This window comes from Microbacterium sp. NC79 (genome assembly GCF_019061125.1).
GTDB lineage: Bacteria > Actinomycetota > Actinomycetes > Actinomycetales > Microbacteriaceae > Microbacterium.
Genome location: NZ_JAHQYI010000001.1, coordinates 1,870,191 through 1,891,140, shown reverse-complemented (window position 1 = coordinate 1,891,140; position 20,950 = coordinate 1,870,191). Strand labels below are relative to the sequence as shown.

Sequence of the window (20,950 nt, the reverse complement as noted above, 5' to 3'; positions counted from 1 at the left end):
AAAGGATCGTGCGGTGACTCGCTTGGTACGGTGCTCGATGGTGCAGGAGGTCGGCCCCAACGTCGACATGATTTTCTCGATCGCTGTGCACCCCTCGCATCGCATTGAGAGCGAGTCTTTGACGTTCACGATGGCGGGCGAAGCCGTGCCAGTTCGCGAACTTATCAACGTCGACGGTGGTCGTTTGCACCGTGTTGTGGCACCCGGCGGCCTGCTCGATATCGAGTACGAAGCAACAGTCGGCTATCCTGCCGCGCCAGAGCCGTTCACCGAGATCGGGCTCATGCAGTATCAGCGCCCGAGCCGGTACGCCGAATCTGACGTGCTGTTTCGTCACGCGCGCTCCCTCTTCACCGGGCTCACTGGTTCCGCTCTGCTGCATGCCGTCGCCGAATACGTCAATACGACGCTGACCTACTCGCCAGCAAACACCACGCCCACCGACTCGGCTGTGACGACACTTAACACCGCGCACGGCGTGTGCCGCGACTTCTCCCACCTCACGATCGCGTTGCTGCGGGCGATGGACGTGCCCGCCCGCTATGTCGCGTGCTATGCGCCCGGCCTCGTGCCGATGGATTTCCACGCGGTCACCGAAGCTTTCGTCGAGGGGGCATGGCACGTTGTTGACACAACAGGGCTCGCTGACCCGACGCACCTCGTGCGCATCGCCTCTGGGCGTGACGCAGCAGACTGCGCCTTTCTGACGTTCCATGGTGGTTCCGCCCGTCTCAAGCGCATGCGTATTGACGCCTGGCTGCAGTCCGGCGACGAGCGCATCGATCCCTCGCCGCACGCGTACGACCGCACGCAACTGGCACGGATCTGTTGACGCGGAACCAGGGCGTCGGCCGCAGGTAGCGACGGCTTAGAATGGAAAGACTATGAGCCCTGCAGATCTTTCCTCCGCCCTTCTCGCCGTCGTCGCCCCGATCGTGCGTCAGCGACCGGGCGGTGAAGACCTGCTGTTGACCCCGGATGACATCATTCTGGAGCGTCCGAAGAACCGTGACCACGGTGACTGGTCGACCAACATCGCCATGAAGCTTGCCAAGCGCGTCGGCATGAACCCGCGCGAGCTGGCGCAGGGCATCGCCGATGAGGCTGTGAAGCTTGACGGCATCGCTTCCGTTGATGTGGCTGGCCCCGGCTTCATTAACCTGCGTTTGGACGCTGCCACCGCCGGCCAGCTGGCGCACACGATTGTGACCGCCGGTGCGGCCTTCGGAACCAATGACTCGCGCGTTGGTGAGAACATCAACCTCGAGTTCGTGTCGGCAAACCCGACCGGCCCGATTCACCTCGGTGGCACGCGTTGGGCAGCCGTCGGTGACTCGCTCGCCCGTCTGCTGCAGGCCAGCGGTGCACAAGTGACGCGGGAGTACTACTTCAACGACCACGGTGCGCAGATCGACCGCTTCGCGCGCTCACTTGTCGCCAGCTACCTCGGCGAGCCGACGCCGGAAGACGGCTATGGCGGGGAGTACATTTCTGACATCAAAGACCGCGTTGTCGCTGGCTACACTGGCGACCTGTCGACGCTGAGTCCCGAGGACCTTCAGGAAGCCTTCCGCCACGAGGGCGTCGAGCTGATGTTCACCGACATTAAGACCTCACTGCACGAGTTCGGCGTCGACTTCGACGTGTACTTCCACGAAAACGAACTGCACGAAACCGGTGCCGTCGAGCGCGCGATCCAGCGCCTCAAGGATGCCGGTCACATGTTCGAGCAGGATGGCGCGCTGTGGCTGCGTTCCACCGACTTCGGTGACGATAAAGACCGCGTCGTCATTAAGAGCGACGGCAACCCCGCCTACATTTCGGGTGACATCGCCTACTACCTGAACAAGCGCGAGCGTGGCTTTAACCGGTGCATCATCATGCTCGGTGCCGACCACCACGGCTACGTGCAGCGCCTGATGGCGATGACCGCAGCGTTCGGCGATGAGCCCTACGTCAACCACCAGATCCTCATTGGTCAGATGGTCAACCTGGTGCGTGACGGTGAAGCCGTTCGCATGTCGAAGCGTGCAGGCACCGTCGTCACTCTCGAAGACCTCGTGGAAATTGTTGGCGTTGACGCTGCCCGCTACGCGCTCGTGCGCTCCAGCACCGACTCGAACCTCGACATTGACCTCGATCAGCTGCAGAAGCGCACCAACGACAACCCGGTGTTCTACGTGCAGTACGCCCACGCCCGCACGCACAACGTGGCTCGCAACGCCGCAGACTCCGGCGTTGACCGTTCCGTCTTCGCACCCGAGACGCTCACGCACGAGACGGAAGCTGCCCTCCTCGGCGCACTGCAGGAGTTCCCGCGGGTGGTTTCGTACGCCGCAGAATCCCGCGAACCGCACCGCGTTGCCCGCTACCTCGAAGAGGTTGCCGGTCTCTACCACCGCTGGTACGACAACTGCCGTGTCACGCCGCAGGGCGATGACCCCATCGAGCCGGTGCACCACACCCGCCTGTGGCTGAATGACGCCGCAGGCCAGGTGCTGCGCAACGGTCTGACCCTCCTCGGAGTCAGCGCGCCAGAGCGCATGTAACTGAATCTCACGAAGGGGCCAGGCGAGTCGTCTGGCCCCTTCGTCGTCCCCACCGTGTTCCGCTCACCGAGTCGGTACGCGTCATGCGATTCAAGCCGGTATCTCATCTGTCCTAGACTTGCTTCACCTGCGCGTGAGTGCACACTCCGCATCGGCCCCTCCCACGATTGGTAGCCCGTGTCATCCGCTATGCCCGCGACCTTTGCCCCTGACTGGCTGGCTGTGCCCGCCGATGTCAACGAGTTGCCTGCACAGGTCTGGCCCCGCCGCACGAAGCGCAGCGAATCCGGTGACATCACCGTGGGCGGCGCGACCGCAACGGAGCTCGTCGCGAAGCATGGAACCCCGGTGCTCGTTCTCGACGAAGCTGAGGTGCGTGACCGCGCAGCCGAGACAGTAGCCGCGTTCCAGACGGCGGCCGCCGCACACAACGCTGACGTCACGGTGTACTACGCGGGCAAGGCGTTCCTCTCGACGCACATCGCTCGGTGGATGCTCGAGGCCGGACTCAACGTCGACGTCTGCTCCGGTGGCGAACTCGCCGTCGCGCTCGCGGCAGGTGCCCCGCCCGCTCGCCTCGGCTTTCACGGCAACAACAAGTCCGATGCTGAAATCGCCCGTGCGGTGACTGTCGGCGTCGGAACCATCATCATCGACTCCCGCGAAGAGGTTGACCGCGTTGCCGAAGCAGCCGCGGCAGCCGGGACCCGCCAGCGCGTGCTCGTACGAGTCAACAGCGGTGTGCACGCGGAGACCCACGACTTTTTGGCAACCGCTCACGAAGACCAAAAGTTTGGCATCACGCTGGCTGACGCGCCCGCCGTGGTCGCCGCGATCCGCGCTCACGCGTCGCTCGAGTTCCGGGGCCTGCACTGCCACATCGGTTCGCAGATCTTCGGAGCCAGCGGATTCCGCGAGTCTGCGCGCCGCGTTGTGGCAGCTCACGCCGATCTGCTGGCCGGGGGAGAGATCCCCCAGCTAAACCTTGGCGGCGGCTTTGGCATCGCCTACACCTCTATCGATGACCCGGCCCCGATCGCCGACCTGGCACGCGACATCGTCGACGCTGTTGCCGATGAGTGCGCTACCCGCGGCATCGCCATTCCGCACCTGTCGTTTGAACCGGGTCGCAGCATCGTCGGAACAGCTGGCGTCACCCTGTACCGCGTCGGAACCACAAAAGAAGTCACCGTTGACACCCCTGAGGGCGAAAAGGTGCGCCGCTACATCAGCGTCGACGGCGGCATGAGCGACAACGCACGTACCGCGCTGTACGGCGCGCAGTACTCGGCCCGCCTTGCCAACCGCACCTCTGGTTCCGCCCCGCAGCTCTCTCGCGTTGTCGGCATGCACTGCGAATCTGGCGACATCGTTGTCGACCACGAGTACCTGCCAGCTGACGCGACGCGCGGTGACGTCGTCGCGGTGCCAGCAACCGGCGCATACTGCGCGGCGCTGGCAAGTAACTACAACCACGTTCCCCGCCCGCCCGTCGTCGCCGTGCGCGATGGCGAATCCCGAATCTTGGTGCGCGGCGAAACGATTGATGATCTGCTGGCGCGTGACGCTGGCGCAGATGAAGGAGAAGCATGATCGACTACCGACGATTGCGTGTTGCCCTGCTCGGTGCTGGAGCCGTAGGGTCACAGGTCGCCGGACTCCTGCTCAAGCACCGCGCTGAGCTCGCAGACCGTGCCGGAGCAGACCTCGAACTGGTGGGTATCGCCGTTCGTGACACCACCGCACCACGCGATGTGGAGCTGCCGCAGGAACTGTTCACGACCGACGCCGAGTCACTGATTCTTGGTGCCGACATTGTGATCGAGCTGATGGGTGGCATCGAGCCTGCCCGCAGCAACATTCTTCAGGCCATCAACTCCGGTGCTGACATCGTCACCGCAAACAAGGCGCTGCTGGCCACCCACGGCTCGGAGATTTTCGACGCTGCCGATCAGGTCGGCGCATCGGTGTACTACGAGGCGGCTGCCGCTGGCGCAATTCCGATCATTCGCCCGCTGCGTGACTCGCTTGCCGGGGACCGCGTCAACCGCATCATGGGCATCGTCAACGGCACCACGAACTACATCCTTGACCGGATGGACACCGAGGGTGCCGACTTCGGCGACGTGCTGAAGCAGGCGCAGGAGTTGGGCTACGCAGAAGCCGACCCGACCGCCGACATTGAGGCGTACGACGCCGCGCAAAAGGCGGCGATCCTCGCAAGCCTGGCGTTTCACACGACGGTGCCGCTTGAAGCTGTGCACCGCGAGGGCATCACGTCGATTGACGCCGCCATGATTGAGTCGGCGCGCAAGGCCAACATGGTCATCAAGCTTCTCGCGGTATGCGAGCGCCTTGCCGGTACTGACGACGAAGGCGAATCGATTTCGGTGCGCGTGTACCCGGCGCTGATTCATCGCTCGCACCCGCTCGCCAGCGTGCACGGCGCCAACAACGCTGTTTTCGTTGAGGCGGAGGCCGCTGGATCGTTGATGTTCTACGGCGCAGGCGCCGGTGGCGTGCAGACCGCATCGGCTGTGCTCGGTGACGTTGTTTCGGCCGCCCGCCGCCACGTTGCTGGCGGTGTCGGCGTCGGTGAGTCGACCCGCGCCAACCTGCCCATTGTTCCGATCGGCCGCGTCACCACGCGCTACCAGGTCACGCTCGAAGTCACTGACGAAGCGGGCGTTCTCGCGACCGTCGCGAGCATCCTGAGCGATGGCGGCGTCTCGGTTGCCACAGTTGAGCAGTCGGTTGAGCCGGGTGGCGGAACCGCACGCCTGGTGATCGGCACGCACACGGCGCAGGAGTCGCACTTGAGCAGCACCGTTGAAGCGTTGGCTGCCAGCGCTGTGGTTCGTCGCGTGGTCTCGGTGCTACGCGTTGAAGGAGACTGACGTGATCGGACGCACCGTTGCTGTGCGGGTACCCGCGACGAGCGCCAACCTGGGTCCGGGCTTTGACACCCTCGGCCTCGCGCTGAGCGTGTACGACGAGCTCACGGTTGAGGCGGCGCCCGCGGGCGTTCTCGAAATCGACGTGACTGGTTCCGGTGCCGACGATGTTCCGCGCGATGCATCGCACCTCGTCGTGCGTGCCATCGCGTACACGTATGAGTCCGTCGGGCGCACGATGCCTGGCCTGAAACTCACCGCGCACAACGTCATTCCGCACGGTCGCGGTATGGGGTCATCTGGTGCCGCAGTTGTCGCAGGCATTTTGGCAGCCAAGGGGCTTCTCGAAGGCGACATCGCCTTCAGCGACGAAGACCTGTTGCGTATCGCCACGGAGATGGAAGGCCACCCAGACAACGTGGCGCCTGCGCTGTTTGGTGGTCTGACGATCGCCTGGACAACGCCAGACGGTCCGATGCACAAGAAGCTGCTCGTGCACCGCGGTGTCTCGCCACTGGTATTCGTGCCTGACTACACCATGTCGACGAAGCTGGCTCGTAGCCTGCAGCCCGACTCGGTGCCGCGTGAAGATGCCGTCTTTAACGTGTCGCGTTCGGCGCTACTGATTGCGGCACTGACGCAATCACCTGAGCTGTTGTTGGCAGCGACCGAAGACAGGCTGCACCAGGACTACCGCGCGCAGGCAATGTTGCCGACGATCGCGCTGGTGCAGGCGCTGCGTGCTGAAGGGTATGCGGCGGTGGTGTCGGGGGCGGGCCCCTCGGTGCTGGTTTTGGCAGACGGCCCTGGTAAACGTCAGGCCGCAGCGGAAATCGCAAACAACGTTTCTGGCGCGACATGGGAGCCACTCATGCTCGCCGTCGATTTTAAAGGTGGTACAGTGAGGGACGTAACGGGGGATTCCGCGCTCACTGCGTGATCTGACCCCCATCGCAATCTGCGAACCTCTGCACTACCCCTGGAACACCAGACTTCGTCGTGTGTCGAGAAGGCTGTAGGCAGATGAAAGCTAATCCCAATTAGAGGAGAACTCGTGGAGTCAAACTCCGAGATCGAAACCACACCTGCGGCTCCGCAGGTGGCAGCAGAAGCTGCACCCGTGAAGAAGCGTGCACCGCGGCGTGCATCAACCGCCACGGTAAAGACCACAGAGGCAACGGCAGAGGCACCGGCCGCTGACGTGGCGTCGGCCCCCGCGGCTGAGGCTACGGCTGCTGCGCCTGCCGCATCGGACGCATCGGGCGAGGCTCCGGCCAAGGCACCGCGCAAGCGTCCCGTGCGTAAGACGGCCGCCAAGGCAACCGTAGATGCTGAGGCCCCGGCCGCTGACGCTCCGGTAGCGGAGGCTTCGGCCGACGCAACGGATGCTCCTGCAGCTCCGGTGAAGCGCGCAACGAAGGCGTCGGCTGCTGCCGCTGCTGCCGCTACGACCGACGCTCCTGCTGCTCCCGCAACGGAAGCCGCGACGGATGGTGCCGCAACCGAAGAAGCCGCACCGGTGAAGCGCCCGACGCGTTCACGCAAGAAGCCGGTCGCTGCCGAGACCTCCGAAGCTCCCGCTGACAAAGCGGCCGAGACGGCACAGGCATCGGCGGACACATCGGCCGATGCTCCCGCTGAGTCGAGTGCGGAGACGACTGCCACTGACGGAGAGCACGCATCGACTGATGGCAGCGACTCCGAAGGCAACCGCAGCCGCAGCCGTAGCCGCAACCGCAATCGCAACCGCAACGAGCGTGACGGCGGAAGCAATGGTTCCGGAACCAACAACAACGGTTCCCAGAACAACGGCGCTCAGAACAACAGCGGCCAGACCAACGGCGGCAACGACCGCAACAACAGCAACAACCACCAGGACGACGAGGGCGGCTCAAACCGCAACCGTCAGCGCAACAAGCGCCGCACGAACACGCAGAACGACGAGTTCGAGCCCGAGATCGGCGAAGACGACGTTCTGATTCCGATCGCCGGTGTGCTTGACGTTCTCGACAACTACGCGTTCGTGCGTACGTCGGGTTACCTGCCAGGCACGAGCGACGTTTATGTTTCGCTCGGTCAGGTAAAGAAGTACAACCTGCGCAAGGGTGACGCCATCGTCGGTGCGATCAAGCAGCCGCGCGAGGGCGAGCAGTCCGGACGTCAGAAGTACAACGCGCTGGTCAAGGTTGACTCGATCAACGGCCTTTCGGTCGAAGACGCAGCCAACCGCGTGGAGTTCGGCAAGCTGACGCCGCTGTACCCGCAGGAGCGCCTGCGCCTGGAGACGGGTGCGGAGAAGCTCACGCAGCGCATTATCGACCTCGTTGCTCCCATCGGAAAGGGCCAGCGTGGCCTGATCGTTGCGCCGCCGAAGGCCGGTAAGACGATCGTGCTGCAGCAGATTGCGAACGCGATTGCCACGAACAACCCCGAGGTTCACCTCATGGTCGTGCTCGTAGATGAGCGCCCCGAAGAGGTCACCGACATGCAGCGCACGGTGAAGGGTGAGGTCATCGCCTCGACCTTTGACCGTCCGGCTGAAGACCACACCACGGTTGCTGAGCTTGCCATTGAGCGCGCGAAGCGTCTCGTTGAGCTCGGCCGCGACGTCGTCGTGCTGCTCGACTCGATTACGCGCCTTGGTCGTGCATACAACCTGGCTGCTCCCACCTCGGGTCGCGTGCTTTCTGGTGGCGTTGACGCTTCGGCGCTGTACCCGCCGAAGCGCTTCTTCGGTGCTGCACGCAACATCGAAAACGGTGGCTCGCTGACGATTCTTGCGACCGCGCTCGTGGAGACTGGTTCCAAGATGGACGAGGTCATCTTCGAAGAGTTCAAGGGCACGGGCAACTCTGAGCTGCGCTTGAGCCGTCAGCTTGCTGACAAGCGCATCTTCCCGGCCGTCGACGTCAACGCGTCGTCCACCCGCCGTGAAGAAATGCTGCTCTCGCCCGACGAGGTCAAGATCACGTGGAAGCTGCGTCGCGCCCTTGCGGGTCTCGACACGCAGCAGGCCCTCGAGGTCGTGCTCGGCAAGCTCAGCGACACTCAGTCAAACGTTGAGTTTTTGGTGCAGATGCAGAAGTCGATGCCGGCTCCGGCTGGCGGCGCATCGCACGCTCACGAGAACAACATTCGCTAATGTTCGAGTCTGTTCAGGCCCTTCTCGACGAGCACAAGCTTGTCGAGAAGGAACTGTCTGACCCTGAAGTTCACGCCGATGCTGCGCGCGCTAAGCGCGTCAACCGTCGCTATGCCGAGCTGAACAAGATCGTGCACGCGTACGACGCATGGAACGCAGCCGGTGACGATCTGGAAGCCGCGCGCGAGCTGGCGAAGGAAGACGAGGCATTTGCCGAAGAGCTTCCGTCGCTGGAAGAGGGGCTGGCTCAGGCGCAGGAAAAACTGCGCCGACTGCTGATCCCGCGCGACCCGGATGATGCGCGCGACGTGATCATGGAGATCAAGGCTGGTGAAGGTGGCGCCGAAAGCGCCCTGTTCGCCGCCGATCTGCTGCGCATGTATTCGCAGTATGCGGCACACCGCGGCTGGAAGACCGAGCTACTTGAGCACAACGAAAGCGACCTAGGCGGCTACAAGGACGTTCAGATCGCGATCAAGGGCAACTCCACTGACCCTTCGCAGGGCGTGTGGGCGCACCTCAAGTACGAGGGTGGCGTGCACCGCGTGCAGCGTGTGCCTGCGACCGAGTCGCAGGGCCGCATCCACACGTCGACGACGGGTGTGCTGGTGTTCCCTGAGGTTGACGAGCCCGAAGAGATTCACATCGACCAGAATGATCTGAAGATCGACGTGTACCGTTCGTCTGGCCCCGGTGGTCAGTCGGTGAACACGACCGACTCGGCCGTTCGAATCACGCACGTTCCCACCGGAATTGTGGTGTCGATGCAGAACGAGAAGAGCCAGCTGCAGAACCGTGAAGCCGGTATGCGTGTGCTTCGTGCCCGCTTGCTCGCACGTCAGCAGGAAGAACTTGCGGCGGCGGCGTCTGACGTCCGCAAATCGCAGATTCGTGGCATGGACCGTTCCGAGCGCATCCGCACGTATAACTTCCCGGAGAACCGCATCGCGGATCACCGCACCGGATACAAGGCGTACAACCTGGATCAGGTGTTGGACGGCGCGATCGAACCGATCATCGAGTCGTGTATTTCGGCCGATGAAGAGGAGCGCCTCGCCGCTATCGGCGACAACGACTAAGTGAGGGTGCGGTGAGGTACGAAGACGTGATGCGCGCCGTGGTGCGCGTGCCCGTCATGTGCCTCATCGCACTGGCTTTGTCGATCGTGGGCTACAGCTTGCGCTGGTATTCGCTCGTCATCGTGATGATGGTGCTGGTCGCCATTGTGCTTGCTTTTCCGGCGTGGTCTGGCGCGATCGTTTCCCGCATGTGGAAATGCCCATCGTGCGGCAAACCCCTGCCGATCAGCTTCCGCTTTGGTCTGGTTTTGCCCGCTGAAGTGACGTACTGCCCCCTCTGCGAGCACTCCCTCCGCGCACCCCTCGACGCCCCCTAGCTCGAGGTTCCGCCGCATCTGGTGTCGCGCTCGACGGCGGCGAGGTTCCGCCGCATCTGGTTCCTTTTCGGGGCGAGCGGAACCAAAGCCGCGCGCCCCTAGCCCTCGTACCAGAGAGGCGGGTGGGGGAGCGGTCCGCGGGCTTGCTCGAGAACTTCGGCGAGAGCAAACAGCGCCTCTTCGCCACCCGGGTGCCCAACGAGTTGTACAGAGACGGGTTGGCCTGTCGCCGACATCGTCACCGGCACCGAAATCGCCGGAAGCCCGGCCACATTGACCCAGCTCGTGTACGGCGCGTACTGCACCTGTTGGGTGAAGTTCTTTTCAGCGTCTTCGGCATCGAACCAGCCGATCGGACGCGGCGACTGCGCGATCACCGGCGTCAGAACCGCATCGTAATCGCGGAACGCGCCGATTGTCTGCTTCTCAAAAACACGAGCGGCAGCCAGCGCTGACAGCACGTCTTCGGATGAGAGCGCACGACCCTCATCGATGAGCCAGCGCGTGATCGGCTCGACGTTTGCCAGGTCGGCGCCATGCACCGGAATACGGGCGGCGCTGGATCGCCACAGCGTGCGAAACAGGTCGGCGTATCCGACTGGCTGCCAGCGTGCCTCCGAAACATCAGCGGCGCCAGCCAACACGTCAGCCGCCCACGCCACAGCTGCCGCGGCATCCGCGTCAAGCGTGATCTCGGTGTCGTCGTCCCACGGTGACACCGTCGTCACGCCTACGCGGAGTGTGGTGGGCAACGGAACCTCGGGTGCCGCAACAGCGTAGGGGAGCGGTGCAAGTGAGCGCATCACGCCATAGAGAAAGCGAATGTCGCCGACGCTGCGTGCCAGCGGGCCAGAGACGGCGAGCCCATCGGCGGAGTCGAGACCGGAACCGAAGGGCATCCGTCCGCGGGAAGGTTTGAGTCCCACGACACCAACGGTTGCGGCGGGAATGCGAATGGAACCGCCACCATCTGACCCTGGCGCCCAGGGGAGCAGACCCGCGGCAACGGCGGCTGCCGCGCCGCCACTGGAACCACCGGCTCCGGTGGCAAGGTTCCACGGGTTGCGTGTTGGTGCAGATACGGCAGATTCGGTGTACCCGGTCATGCCGAACTCCGGCGTCGCCGTCTTGCCGAGGCTGACGCCGCCCGTCGCGTCTAGTGCTGTGACCAGCGGGTCAGAAGCGTCCGGGACGTAGGAGCGGAATGCGGCGGAGCCGTAGCGGGTCGCAATTCCTGCGCGTGCGGAGAGATCCTTGTCGGCGAACGGAACCGCCCAGAGCGGGCCGCGGGTAGCTTCGCGAAGAACCGTGTCGAGTCGCGCAAGCGCGGCGTCTGGAGTCACTTCGACGAATGCGCCGACCGTGTCATTGTGAGACGCGATGCGGCGCAGATAGTGTTCCGTGACGATGCGCGGCGAGGCCGAGCGCTGGTTGAGTTGCCGGGCGAGCCCGCGCGCAGAAATGTCATGGATTGCACTCATACTTCGAGCCTACGTGAGCACCACGGCGCCCCGACCCCGTGTGTCTCCACGGCGCCGCCACTGACCGCGAAACACAATCTGGTCGGCGAAACACCACGTGGTTCCATGTGTCTCGCCGACCAAAATGTGTCTCGCCGGTGTGGCAGGCTCGCAGACTGGCCGGAGCGGGAGCCGGCGGGGGCGCGGGGATTAAATGGAGTACTCGGGCGCCATGAGCGCCTTCGTGTCTTCGCCGGGGTGGCGGGGGCGCGCTTTCGCGGGAATGCCCACCAAGACCGACGCGGCCGGAGCATCCTTCGTCACAACGGCATTCGCGCCGATGACAGAGTGCGGCCCAATCACAATGGGGCCAAGCACCTTGGCGCCAGCACCGATGGCGACGCCATCGCCAATCGTGGGGTGGCGTTTGCCTGGGGCTGACGTGGTGCGACCGCCGAGGGTGACGCCGTGATACAGCATCACGTCGTCACCCACCTCAGCGGTTTCACCGATCACAATGCCTGCGCCGTGGTCGATGAAGAAGCGTCGCCCGATCGTCGCCCCCGGGTGAATCTCAATCCCGGTCAAAAAACGGGTGAACTGCGACCCTGCGCGCGCGAGAAAACGCACGTTGTGTCGCCACAGCCAATGGTTGACCCGGTGTGCCCAAATTGCATGCAAGCCCGGATAGAGAATCGCAATCTCCACCCCGTTTCGGGCGGCAGGGTCGCGAAGCTTCGCCGCCTGCAGGTCCTCACGGAGTCGAGAAATGATGCTCATGCATCAATCTTCGCGTAAATCCTCGAACAGGGCCGTCGAGAGGTAACGCTCGCCGGTGTCTGGCACGATCACAACGATCGTCTTGCCCGCATTCTCCGGACGCTTCGCAACCTCAAGTGCCGCCCAAATCGCCGCACCCGATGACATCCCGACCAATAGGCCTTCGCGTGCCGCGACTTCGCGGGCAACGCGCAACGAGTCGTCAAACTCAACATCGACGACCTCATCGATGACGCCGCGATCAAGAATCTCAGGCACAAAGTTCGGACCAATGCCCTGAATCTTGTGCGGACCAGGGTGCCCCTCGGTGAGGATCGGGGAGTCCTTGGGCTCCACTGCGATCACCTGCACGCCCGGAACCTTTTCTTTCAGCACCTGCCCCACACCGGTGATCGTGCCACCGGTTCCGATGCCCGCCACGAAAATATCCACGTTGCCCTCGGTGTCGCGCAGAATTTCTTCCGCGGTCGTGGTGCGGTGAATGGCCGGGTTCGCCTCATTCTCAAACTGGCGAGCCCAGATGGCACCAGGCGTGTTGGCGACGATCTGCTTGGCTTCTTCAACCGCGCCCGTCATACCCTTCGTCGGGTCAGTCAGCACGAGCTCAGCACCAAATGCCTTCAGCAGCAGACGGCGCTCCTTCGACATCGATGCGGGCATCGTCAAGATCACGCGGTAGCCGCGGGCCGCGCCGACCAGGGCGAGTGCAATGCCGGTGTTTCCCGACGTCGACTCGACCAGGGTGCCACGGGGCTTCAGATCTCCCGAGGCCTCTGCCGCGTTGACCAACGCGATACCGAGACGGTCCTTCACCGAGGATCCCGGGTTGTAATACTCGAGCTTGGCAAGCACGGTAGCGCCCACGCCCTCGGTGACAGCGTTCAGGCGAACGAGGGGAGTGTTTCCGAATGCCGTGGTGATATCGGCGTGGATTCCAGCCATGATTGCCCTTTCGTGGTGACGACAAATGCGGGTTCAGAATAGGGCGTCTCGCTGACCGGACGATAGGCATGTGACGAATTACGTCGTCGAAGGGCACGAGGCGCCGGAACCATTGGCCCCGTCGCGAAAAGCGCCGTCGGTAAACTGGGGACGATGACTGAGCAGCCAGCCTCCGATGCCACCGTTCCCGTCGTACTGGCGAATGCCCGTCAGACCCTCGCCGAAGCGGGCGTCGCCGACCCCGGCGTTGATGCAACATTGCTTCTCGCGCACGTGCTCGGCACGTCGCGCGGCGACATTCAGCTCAAAGAATCGCTGGGATATTCGCTGACCTCTGATGAGGGTGAAGCGTTTGCCGCGGTGCTGTCGCGCCGTGCCGCGCGCGAACCCCTCCAGCACATCACCGGGACAGCGCCGTTCCGTTACATGGAGCTGCTTGTCGGCCCCGGTGTCTTCGTTCCGCGGCCCGAGACGGAGATCGTCGCTCAGTATGCGATCGACGCGCTGTGGGCGGTGGCAAATCCTGCCCCTGTCGCCGTCGACCTCGGAACCGGATCCGGCGCGATCGCCCTCGCGATGGCCACCGAGGTTCCGCACTCCCGCGTCATCGCGGTCGAACGGTCCGTCGACGCACACGCGTGGGCTGCCAAGAACGTCGCGCATGTGGGTGCGACCAACATGGAACTGCGCAATGGCGATTTTGCCAGCGCGCTCGATGACCTTGCCGGAACCGTTGCGGTCATCGCTTCGAACCCGCCGTATGTGCCAGCCGAGGCGATACCGCGCGATCTCGAGGTTCGACTGTATGACCCGAAAGAGGCGCTTTACAGCGGCGCAGATGGTCTCGACGACATCCGCGTCATCAGTGGCGTGGGTCTGCGCCTTGGCTATCCAGGCTCAAGCATCGTGCTGGAACACGGGGAATGGCAGGGGGCGGATATCCGCGAAATCCTCACCGCGGACGGCTGGATGTCAGCGGCAACCCACCAAGATCTCACGATGCGCGATCGCGTAACCACCGCCGTTCACCCGTAATCGCCAGCCGCGCGCCCTAGAATAGCGAGGTCATGTCTTCCGTCTTTGACTGCCTCGATTCTTCCCAGCTCCTGCCTGCGATGCGTGCCGCGCGCACCACCATCGCCCGCGGCGAGCTCATTGTGTTGCCCACCGACACCGTTTACGGCGTTGGTGCTGATGCGTTTTCGCCCGCAGCGGTGAAGCGGCTGTTGGAGGCGAAAGGTCGTGGTCGCAACCAACCACCGCCCGTTCTCGTCGGAACCACGGACGCGATGCGTGCGCTGGTTGCCGAGGTGCCTGGTGAAGTGACCGCACTCGTCGAACGCTTTTGGCCGGGTGCGCTCACCATCGTGTTGCCAGCCCAGCCGTCGCTGACGTGGGATTTGGGTGACACCAAGGGCACGGTGGCCGTTCGTATGCCAGACAACGTGATCGCTCGCGAACTGTTGCAAGAGACGGGTCCGCTTGCGGTGTCCAGTGCCAACCTGACCGGACAGCCCGCCGCAAACACGGTGGCTGAAGCGCAGAACATGTTGGCCGAAAGTATCGGTGTCTATCTCGACGGTGGGCAGGCGGGGGCAGGCGTCAGCTCGACGATCATCGATGCCACCCAGCTGGTCACCGCAACCGAGGGCGACCGCATCGTGCGCGTTCTCCGTGAAGGCGGCGTTTCTCGCGCCCAGCTTCGTGAGGTGCTCGGAGACGTGCTGGAGCCGGATCCCGCGGCTGCGGAACCCGAAGCCGGCGGCACGTCTTGAGGCAGTACCTCTTCATCATCATTCTGACCGCCGCGGTGACCTTCATCGTCGGCTGGGTGGTGTGGCACCTGAGCCACCGGTTCAAGATTTACCCGGGCATTCGCGAACGAGACGTGCACACGACGCCGACGCCGCGCATTGGCGGCATCGCGATGTTCGTCGGAATCATGATCGCTATCGCGATCTCTAGCCAGGTTCCGTTCTTCGCGATCTTTTGGGAAAAGCCAACGGCCATTTGGGCCATCGTCATTGCATCGACGCTCATCGTTCTTGTCGGTATTGCCGATGATCTGTGGGATCTCGACTGGATGATCAAGCTCGCGGCACAGTTCATCACCGCGAGCATCATCGCTTACGGCGGCCTGCAGATCTATTACCTGCCGCTTGGTGGCATCACGGTGCTGTCGAGCTGGGTCCTGTTCGGCCTCACGGTGCTTGTCATCGTCGTCGTCATGAACGCGGTCAACTTCATCGATGGTCTCGACGGCCTCGTTGCGGGCGTCGTACTGATCTCGAACGTCGTGTTCTTCCTGTACTCCTACATGTTCGTGCGCGATTTTGGCACCTCGACGAACTCATCGCTCGCGACCTTCATCGCCGCCGCGATCATCGGTGCGTGCATCGGCTTCCTCCCACTGAACTGGCGCCCTGCACGCATGTTCATGGGTGACTCCGGTGCGCTGTTACTTGGCCTCTTGATGGCAACCAGTGCAATTGCGATTACGGGTGAGGCAAACCCCGAGGCGCTCAGCGACGCCATCAGTGATGACCGGCTGGGGGAGTCGCAGCTGCTCGGTGCATTCATTCCGATTCTGTTGCCGATCGTCGTCGTGATGCTGCCGCTCACCGACTTCGGCCTCGCTATCTTGCGCCGTTTGAAGGCAGGCAAATCGCCATTCGCACCCGACCGCAAGCACCTGCACCACCGCATGCTTGATCATGGCCACACCGCCATGGAAGCCGTGCTGATTTTTTACGCATGGACGGCAGTCGTCTGCCTGTCTGTGCTGCTTATGTACATTGCGACCCGTGAACGTTGGCCGGGGCTGTGGTGGGTTGGCGTCATCTTCGGCGTCGTCGGAATCCTTGCCTGCCTCGTCGTGACAATCATTCCGTCGCGCCGCCGCCCAACCCTCGCGCCCGACATGGAGGACGCCTCATGACCACGCCCGCACCCGTAGCGAGTAACCCCGTTCTGCGAATGACCCTCATCGTTGGCGGCATCGTCAACGCTGTCATCGCCGTTATCGCCGGCGTCGTCGGCTACCTGATCGCATCGCAGGATGGCATGTGGAGCGCCGTCGTCGGCGTGCTGTTTGGCTTCGTGTTTCTTGCTATTACCGCGGCGTCGATCTTGATCGCCAACCGGTGGAACGGAACCGATCTGTACGCCACGCTGTTCTTTGCCATTGTGTTGGGTGGCTGGCTGGTCAAGTTCGTGATCTTCCTTGTCGGGTTCTTCCTGATCAAGGATCAGCCGTGGCTGAACAGCCAAGTCTTCTACGTTGCGCTCGTCGTGACCGTACTCGCATCGCTCATCGTCGACGTCGTTGTCATGCAGAAAATGCGCATCCCGATTGAGATTGCACTGCCAGAAACGCTTGAGGAAGCGGGCGAACAAAACGACACGCCGCATGACTCAAAGCGAGAAGAAATTGACGGGTCAGATTCCCCGTCAAATGACCCTAAATAATCTTGCTCTCGATTCGTGAGAATTACGAAGTATTGCTAGGGTAGGAGAGTTCCCCTCGGCTGTGCGCAGTGCTCTGCACGCGACCTGAGCCGGGATGATCCAGTCTCACCCATCGTCGCAGCACATGTATGTTGCCCCGAAGTTGGAGCCGCACCGTTGAACCACGCCGCGAGTCTTATCGCCGCTGCCGCCGCTGAAGGCGATGGCTTCCACTCACCGTCGATTTGGGAATTCTTCCCTGCGCCGGTCTTCCAAATCGGTGAGCTGGTTATTACCCGCATTCACCTGATCCAGTTTTTCGCGACCGCCGTTGTCGTGTTGCTGCTGGTTCTTGGCACTCGCAAGATGCGCGTCGTTCCCGGCCGCTTCCAGTCGATTGTCGAGATGGGCCTTGACTTCGTGCGCGTCAACATCGCGCACGACCTCCTGGGTAAGAAGGACGGCAACCGCTTCCTTCCGATCCTCACCACGATGTTCTTCATGATCCTGTTCATGAACCTCACCGGTGTGATCCCCTTCATGAACATCGCCGGAACCTCGATCATCGCCGTTCCGTTGCTGCTCGCGGTGATCTCCTACGTGACGTTCATCTACGCGGGTATCAAGAAGAGCCCGCTGGGCTTCGTCAAGAACTCGCTGTTCCCGGCCGGTGTGCCCAAGGCGCTTTACCTGATCGTGACGCCGCTCGAGTTCATCTCGACGTTCATCATCCGCCCCGTCACGCTGACGCTGCGTCTTCTGATGAACATGATCGTCGGTCACCTGATGCTCGTCCTGTTCTTCGCGGCGACGCACTTCTTCTTCTTCTCTGCAGGGTCATGGTTCCCGATTCTTGGTGTCGGTACGCTGGCAGCCGGTTTCGCATACACCCTCTTTGAAATCCTGGTGGCTTTCCTCCAGGCGTACGTCTTCACGATCCTGACTGCGGTCTACATCCAGCTCGCAGTCGCGGAAGAGCACTGAGCGGAGCGGCATAAGCCGTTCCTCCCAACGAAAGGAAAAACCCCGTGGACGCAACTACGGTTCTCGCTGAAGTTACCGGCTCGATCTCGACCGTGGGCTACGGCCTCGCGGCAATCGGCCCCGCTATCGGTGTGGGTATCGTCGTCGGCAAGACGATCGAGGGTGTTGCACGTCAGCCTGAGCTGCAGGGTCGCCTGCAGGTCATGATGTGGATCGGTATCGCCTTCACCGAGGCGCTCGCCTTCATCGGTATCGCCACGCACTTCATCTTCGCCGCGTAATTCACTCGACTTCAGACAGGTAAGGAGACAGGATGCTTAACGCTCTTGTCCTAGCCGCAGAGGAAGCAGCGCCTAACCCGCTGATCCCCGCGTGGTACGACATCATCTGGTCGGCCGTCTGCTTCGTGATCATCCTCTTCGTTGTTTGGAAGGTTGCTCTCCCGAAGATGGCCGCGCTGCTCGACGCACGCTCGGCTGCCATCGAGGGCAACATTGCCAAGGCAGACGAAGCACAGCGCCAGGCGGAAGCCGCGCTGGAGGAGTACACGGCTCAGCTCGCTAGCGCGCGCAAGGAAGCGGGAGACATCCGCGACGCTGCACGCGAAGACGGCAAGAAGATCGTTGCAGAGGCAAAGGACGCAGCTTCCACTGAGGCAGCTCGCATCCAGGCCACGGCTCACGCGCAGATCGAGGCAGAGCGTCAGACCGCTCTCGTTTCGCTCCGTAGCGAGGTCGGCACGCTCGCTCTTGACCTCGCAGGTAACGTCATCGGCGAAACGCTCGGAGACGACAAGAAGGCTCAGGGCGTGGTTGACCGCTTCCTGGCTGACCTCGAGGCTTCTGAGAAGGCAACCCGATAATGGGTAGCGCTACCACTCAGGCACTCGCGGCGTCAGCAGTAGCTCTCGACGCGCAGACCGTTGATCTGAACACCGCACGCGAGCTGTTCGCAGCCGCCAACGTGCTCGGATCCTCGAAGCAGCTGGGCGGAGCGCTTGCTGACCCCACGGCTTCGGTCGAGTCGCGTTCGCAGGTCGTTGCAACCGTGTTCGGTGCGCAGTTTCAGCCGGCAACGGTTGCTGCACTGAACGCAGCGGTATCGCAGCGCTGGTCGAACGCCGATGATCTCGTCGCAGGTATCGAAGACCTCGCCGTGCGCGCGGCATCGCGCGCCGCAGAGGGAGTCGACATCGAAGGGGAGCTCTTCTCCGTGACGCGACTCATCGCAGACAACCCCGACCTTGAACTTGCTCTTGGCTCGCGCCTCGGTGCAAACGATGCAAAGGGCACGCTGGTAAGCACGCTCATTGCTGGCAAGGCAAGCGACGCGACAACGACCATCGTTTCGGCGCTGGTTCAGAACCCGCGTGGTCGTCGTGTGCGCGCAATGCTCTCGCACGCAATGGGTCTGGTCGCTCAGCAGCGTGGAGGTGTCGTCGCCACGGTGACGTCGGCTTCCGCACTGTCCGCTGACCAGCAAGAGCGCCTCACGGCTGCTCTGTCGAAGAGCTACGGCGGGCGTGTTTCGCTCAACGTCGTAATCGACCCCGCCGTTGTCGGAGGCCTGCGTGTGCAGATCGCCGATGACGTCATCGATGGCACGATTTCGTCGCGCATCGAGGACCTGCGCCAGAAGCTCGCAGGCTAAACGACTTCCCGCGAAAGCGGAGAATTTCGGGGCGTGAAGCCCCACAAAACGAAGGAAGACAATGGCAGACCTCTCCATCAGCCCCGACGTCATCCGTGACGCGCTGAAAGATTTTGTCGCCGCCTACGAGCCCGCAGGCGCTGCGGCGACCGAGGTTGGCACCGTCGTTGACGCTGCCGACGGTATCGCCCACGTTGAGGGCCTGCCCGGCGTCATGGCTAACGAGCTCGTTCGCTTCGGCGACGGCACCCTCGGCCTCGCCCAGAACCTGGACGAGAACGAGATCGGTGTTGTTGTGCTCGGCGAGTTCGCGGGCATCGTGGCAGGACAGGAAGTTACCCGTACGGGTGAAGTCCTCTCGGTTCCCGTCGGTGACGGCTACCTTGGCCGCGTCGTTGACCCGCTGGGTCAGCCGATCGACGGCCTCGGCGACATCGCATCCGAAGGACGCCGTGCGCTTGAGCTTCAGGCTCCTGGCGTTATGCAGCGTAAGTCGGTACACGAGCCGATGCAGACCGGTATCAAGGCAATTGACGCGATGATCCCCGTTGGCCGTGGCCAGCGTCAGCTCATCATTGGTGACCGCCAGACCGGTAAGACCGCGATCGCGATCGACACCATCATCAACCAGAAGGCCAACTGGGAGTCGGGTGACGTAAACAAGCAGGTTCGCTGCATCTACGTCGCAATCGGCCAGAAGGGCTCGACCATCGCCTCCGTTAAGGGCGCGCTGGAAGAGGCTGGCGCCATGGAGTACACGACGATCGTCGCAGCTCCCGCGTCTGACCCGGCCGGCTTCAAGTACCTGGCTCCCTACACGGGTTCCGCCATCGGTCAGCACTGGATGTACGGCGGCAAGCACGTCCTGATCATCTTCGATGACCTGTCGAAGCAGGCTGAAGCCTACCGCGCCGTTTCGCTCCTCCTTCGTCGTCCGCCGGGCCGCGAGGCTTACCCCGGTGACGTCTTCTACCTGCACTCCCGCTTGCTCGAGCGTTGTGCAAAGCTCTCTGACGAGCTGGGCGCAGGTTCCATGACCGGTCTTCCGATCATTGAGACCAAGGCAAACGACGTCTCCGCGTACATTCCGACCAACGTGATTTCGATCACCGACGGCCAGATCTTCCTCCAGTCGGACCTCTTCAACGCTAACCAGCGCCCCGCGGTCGACGTTGGTATCTCGGTTTCGCGTGTTGGTGGTGACGCTCAGGTCAAGTCGATCAAGAAGGTCTCCGGAACGTTGAAGCTGGAGCTGGCTCAGTACCGCTCGCTCGAAGCATTCGCCATGTTCGCATCTGACCTTGACGCAGCATCGCGTCGTCAGCTCGACCGCGGTGCTCGCCTCACCGAGCTCCTGAAGCAGCCTCAGTACTCGCCGTACCCCGTTGAAGAGCAGGTTGTCTCGATCTGGGCGGGCACGAACGGCAAGCTGGACACGGTCGAGGTGGAAGACGTTCTTCCCTTCGAGCGCGAGCTTCTGGACTACGTGCGTCGTAACACCGACATCCTGACGCGTCTGCGTGAGACGAACGTTCTCGACGACGCAACGGTCGACGAGCTCAACACGGTCACAGACAAGTTCATTCTTGAGTTCAACGGTGGCAAGGGTCAGGCAATTGACGGTCTCGGCCGTGAAGAGTACGACGCTGCTTCTGCTGAAGACGTGAACCAGGAGCAGATCGTCAAGGGTCGCCGGGCGTAAGCCG

General features: G+C 62.9%; 20 protein-coding genes. 17 read left to right on the top strand and 3 right to left on the bottom strand.

From position 1 onward, the window contains the following. Window positions 1-13 precede the first annotated feature (13 nt). From KTJ77_RS08550 to KTJ77_RS08515, 8 genes are all read left to right on the top strand, one after another. On the top strand, window positions 14-832 hold the full coding sequence (locus tag KTJ77_RS08550; RefSeq protein ID WP_367948873.1) for a transglutaminase family protein: 819 nt from the start codon (window positions 14-16) through the stop codon (window positions 830-832). Window positions 833-884: 52 nt separating this feature from the next. Further along, complete coding sequence (gene argS, locus KTJ77_RS08545) at window positions 885-2,549, top strand: arginine--tRNA ligase (protein ID WP_217337975.1); 1,665 nt, start codon at window positions 885-887, stop codon at window positions 2,547-2,549. A gap of 189 nt (window positions 2,550-2,738) precedes the next feature. Beyond that, window positions 2,739-4,142 carry a diaminopimelate decarboxylase gene (gene lysA, locus KTJ77_RS08540; RefSeq protein WP_217337974.1) on the top strand — a complete coding sequence of 468 codons (1,404 nt, stop codon included), beginning with the start codon at window positions 2,739-2,741 and terminating at the stop codon, window positions 4,140-4,142. Next, entirely contained in the window at window positions 4,139-5,446 is a 1,308-nt protein-coding gene (locus KTJ77_RS08535; protein ID WP_217337973.1) for a homoserine dehydrogenase, read from the top strand. The genes lysA and KTJ77_RS08535 overlap by 4 nt, the downstream gene beginning before the upstream one ends. 1 nt (window position 5,447) lies before the next feature. Next, window positions 5,448-6,383, top strand: a complete 936-nt coding sequence (gene thrB, locus KTJ77_RS08530; protein ID WP_367948872.1) for a homoserine kinase — start codon at window positions 5,448-5,450, stop codon at window positions 6,381-6,383. 114 nt (window positions 6,384-6,497) lie between these two features. Beyond that, window positions 6,498-8,585 carry a transcription termination factor Rho gene (gene rho / locus KTJ77_RS13710; protein WP_217337971.1) on the top strand — a complete coding sequence of 696 codons (2,088 nt, stop codon included), beginning with the start codon at window positions 6,498-6,500 and terminating at the stop codon, window positions 8,583-8,585. Beyond that, window positions 8,585-9,664, top strand: coding sequence for a peptide chain release factor 1 (gene prfA / locus KTJ77_RS08520; RefSeq protein WP_217337970.1), 1,080 nt, complete (start codon window positions 8,585-8,587; stop codon window positions 9,662-9,664). The genes rho and prfA overlap by 1 nt, the downstream gene beginning before the upstream one ends. Before the next feature lie 11 nt (window positions 9,665-9,675). Continuing rightward, window positions 9,676-9,981, top strand: coding sequence for a hypothetical protein (locus KTJ77_RS08515; RefSeq protein WP_217337969.1), 306 nt, complete (start codon window positions 9,676-9,678; stop codon window positions 9,979-9,981). A 98-nt stretch (window positions 9,982-10,079) separates the two neighbouring features. On the opposite strand, the gene KTJ77_RS08510 is transcribed toward KTJ77_RS08515, so the two are convergent. The 3 genes from KTJ77_RS08510 to cysK form a co-directional block, all read right to left on the bottom strand. Next, complete coding sequence (locus tag KTJ77_RS08510; RefSeq protein WP_217337968.1) at window positions 10,080-11,462, bottom strand: amidase; 1,383 nt, start codon at window positions 11,460-11,462, stop codon at window positions 10,080-10,082. Window positions 11,463-11,651: 189 nt separating this feature from the next. Next, the gene (gene epsC / locus KTJ77_RS08505; protein WP_217337967.1) at window positions 11,652-12,221 is read right to left on the bottom strand and encodes a serine O-acetyltransferase EpsC; all 570 of its coding nucleotides are present in this window, start codon (window positions 12,219-12,221) and stop codon (window positions 11,652-11,654) included. Window positions 12,222-12,224: 3 nt separating this feature from the next. After that, on the bottom strand, window positions 12,225-13,163 hold the full coding sequence (gene cysK / locus KTJ77_RS08500) for a cysteine synthase A (protein ID WP_217337966.1): 939 nt from the start codon (window positions 13,161-13,163) through the stop codon (window positions 12,225-12,227). Between the two features lie 153 nt (window positions 13,164-13,316). Here cysK and prmC point away from each other — a divergent pair, with 153 nt between their 5' ends. From prmC to atpA, 9 genes are all read left to right on the top strand, one after another. Then, window positions 13,317-14,198: a peptide chain release factor N(5)-glutamine methyltransferase gene (gene prmC / locus KTJ77_RS08495; RefSeq protein ID WP_217337965.1), complete on the top strand. Its 882-nt coding sequence runs from the start codon at window positions 13,317-13,319 to the stop codon at window positions 14,196-14,198. A 32-nt stretch (window positions 14,199-14,230) separates the two neighbouring features. Beyond that, a complete protein-coding gene (locus tag KTJ77_RS08490; protein WP_217337964.1) occupies window positions 14,231-14,938 on the top strand; it encodes an L-threonylcarbamoyladenylate synthase in 708 nt (235 codons plus the stop codon). Next, the gene (locus KTJ77_RS08485; RefSeq protein WP_217337963.1) at window positions 14,935-16,101 is read left to right on the top strand and encodes an MraY family glycosyltransferase; all 1,167 of its coding nucleotides are present in this window, start codon (window positions 14,935-14,937) and stop codon (window positions 16,099-16,101) included. Before KTJ77_RS08490 ends, KTJ77_RS08485 begins: the two co-directional genes overlap by 4 nt. Beyond that, entirely contained in the window at window positions 16,098-16,631 is a 534-nt protein-coding gene (locus KTJ77_RS08480; protein ID WP_217337962.1) for a hypothetical protein, read from the top strand. Before KTJ77_RS08485 ends, KTJ77_RS08480 begins: the two co-directional genes overlap by 4 nt. 156 nt (window positions 16,632-16,787) lie before the next feature. Then, the gene (atpB, locus tag KTJ77_RS08475) at window positions 16,788-17,594 is read left to right on the top strand and encodes a F0F1 ATP synthase subunit A (protein WP_254367399.1); all 807 of its coding nucleotides are present in this window, start codon (window positions 16,788-16,790) and stop codon (window positions 17,592-17,594) included. Window positions 17,595-17,638: 44 nt separating this feature from the next. Then, window positions 17,639-17,875, top strand: coding sequence for an ATP synthase F0 subunit C (atpE, locus tag KTJ77_RS08470; RefSeq protein ID WP_217337961.1), 237 nt, complete (start codon window positions 17,639-17,641; stop codon window positions 17,873-17,875). Between the two features lie 32 nt (window positions 17,876-17,907). Beyond that, window positions 17,908-18,456, top strand: a complete 549-nt coding sequence (locus tag KTJ77_RS08465) for a F0F1 ATP synthase subunit B (protein WP_217337960.1) — start codon at window positions 17,908-17,910, stop codon at window positions 18,454-18,456. After that, window positions 18,456-19,244, top strand: coding sequence for a F0F1 ATP synthase subunit delta (locus KTJ77_RS08460; RefSeq protein ID WP_217337959.1), 789 nt, complete (start codon window positions 18,456-18,458; stop codon window positions 19,242-19,244). Before KTJ77_RS08465 ends, KTJ77_RS08460 begins: the two co-directional genes overlap by 1 nt. Window positions 19,245-19,305: 61 nt before the next feature. Further along, window positions 19,306-20,946 carry a F0F1 ATP synthase subunit alpha gene (gene atpA / locus KTJ77_RS08455; RefSeq protein ID WP_217337958.1) on the top strand — a complete coding sequence of 547 codons (1,641 nt, stop codon included), beginning with the start codon at window positions 19,306-19,308 and terminating at the stop codon, window positions 20,944-20,946. Window positions 20,947-20,950: the final 4 nt, after the last annotated feature.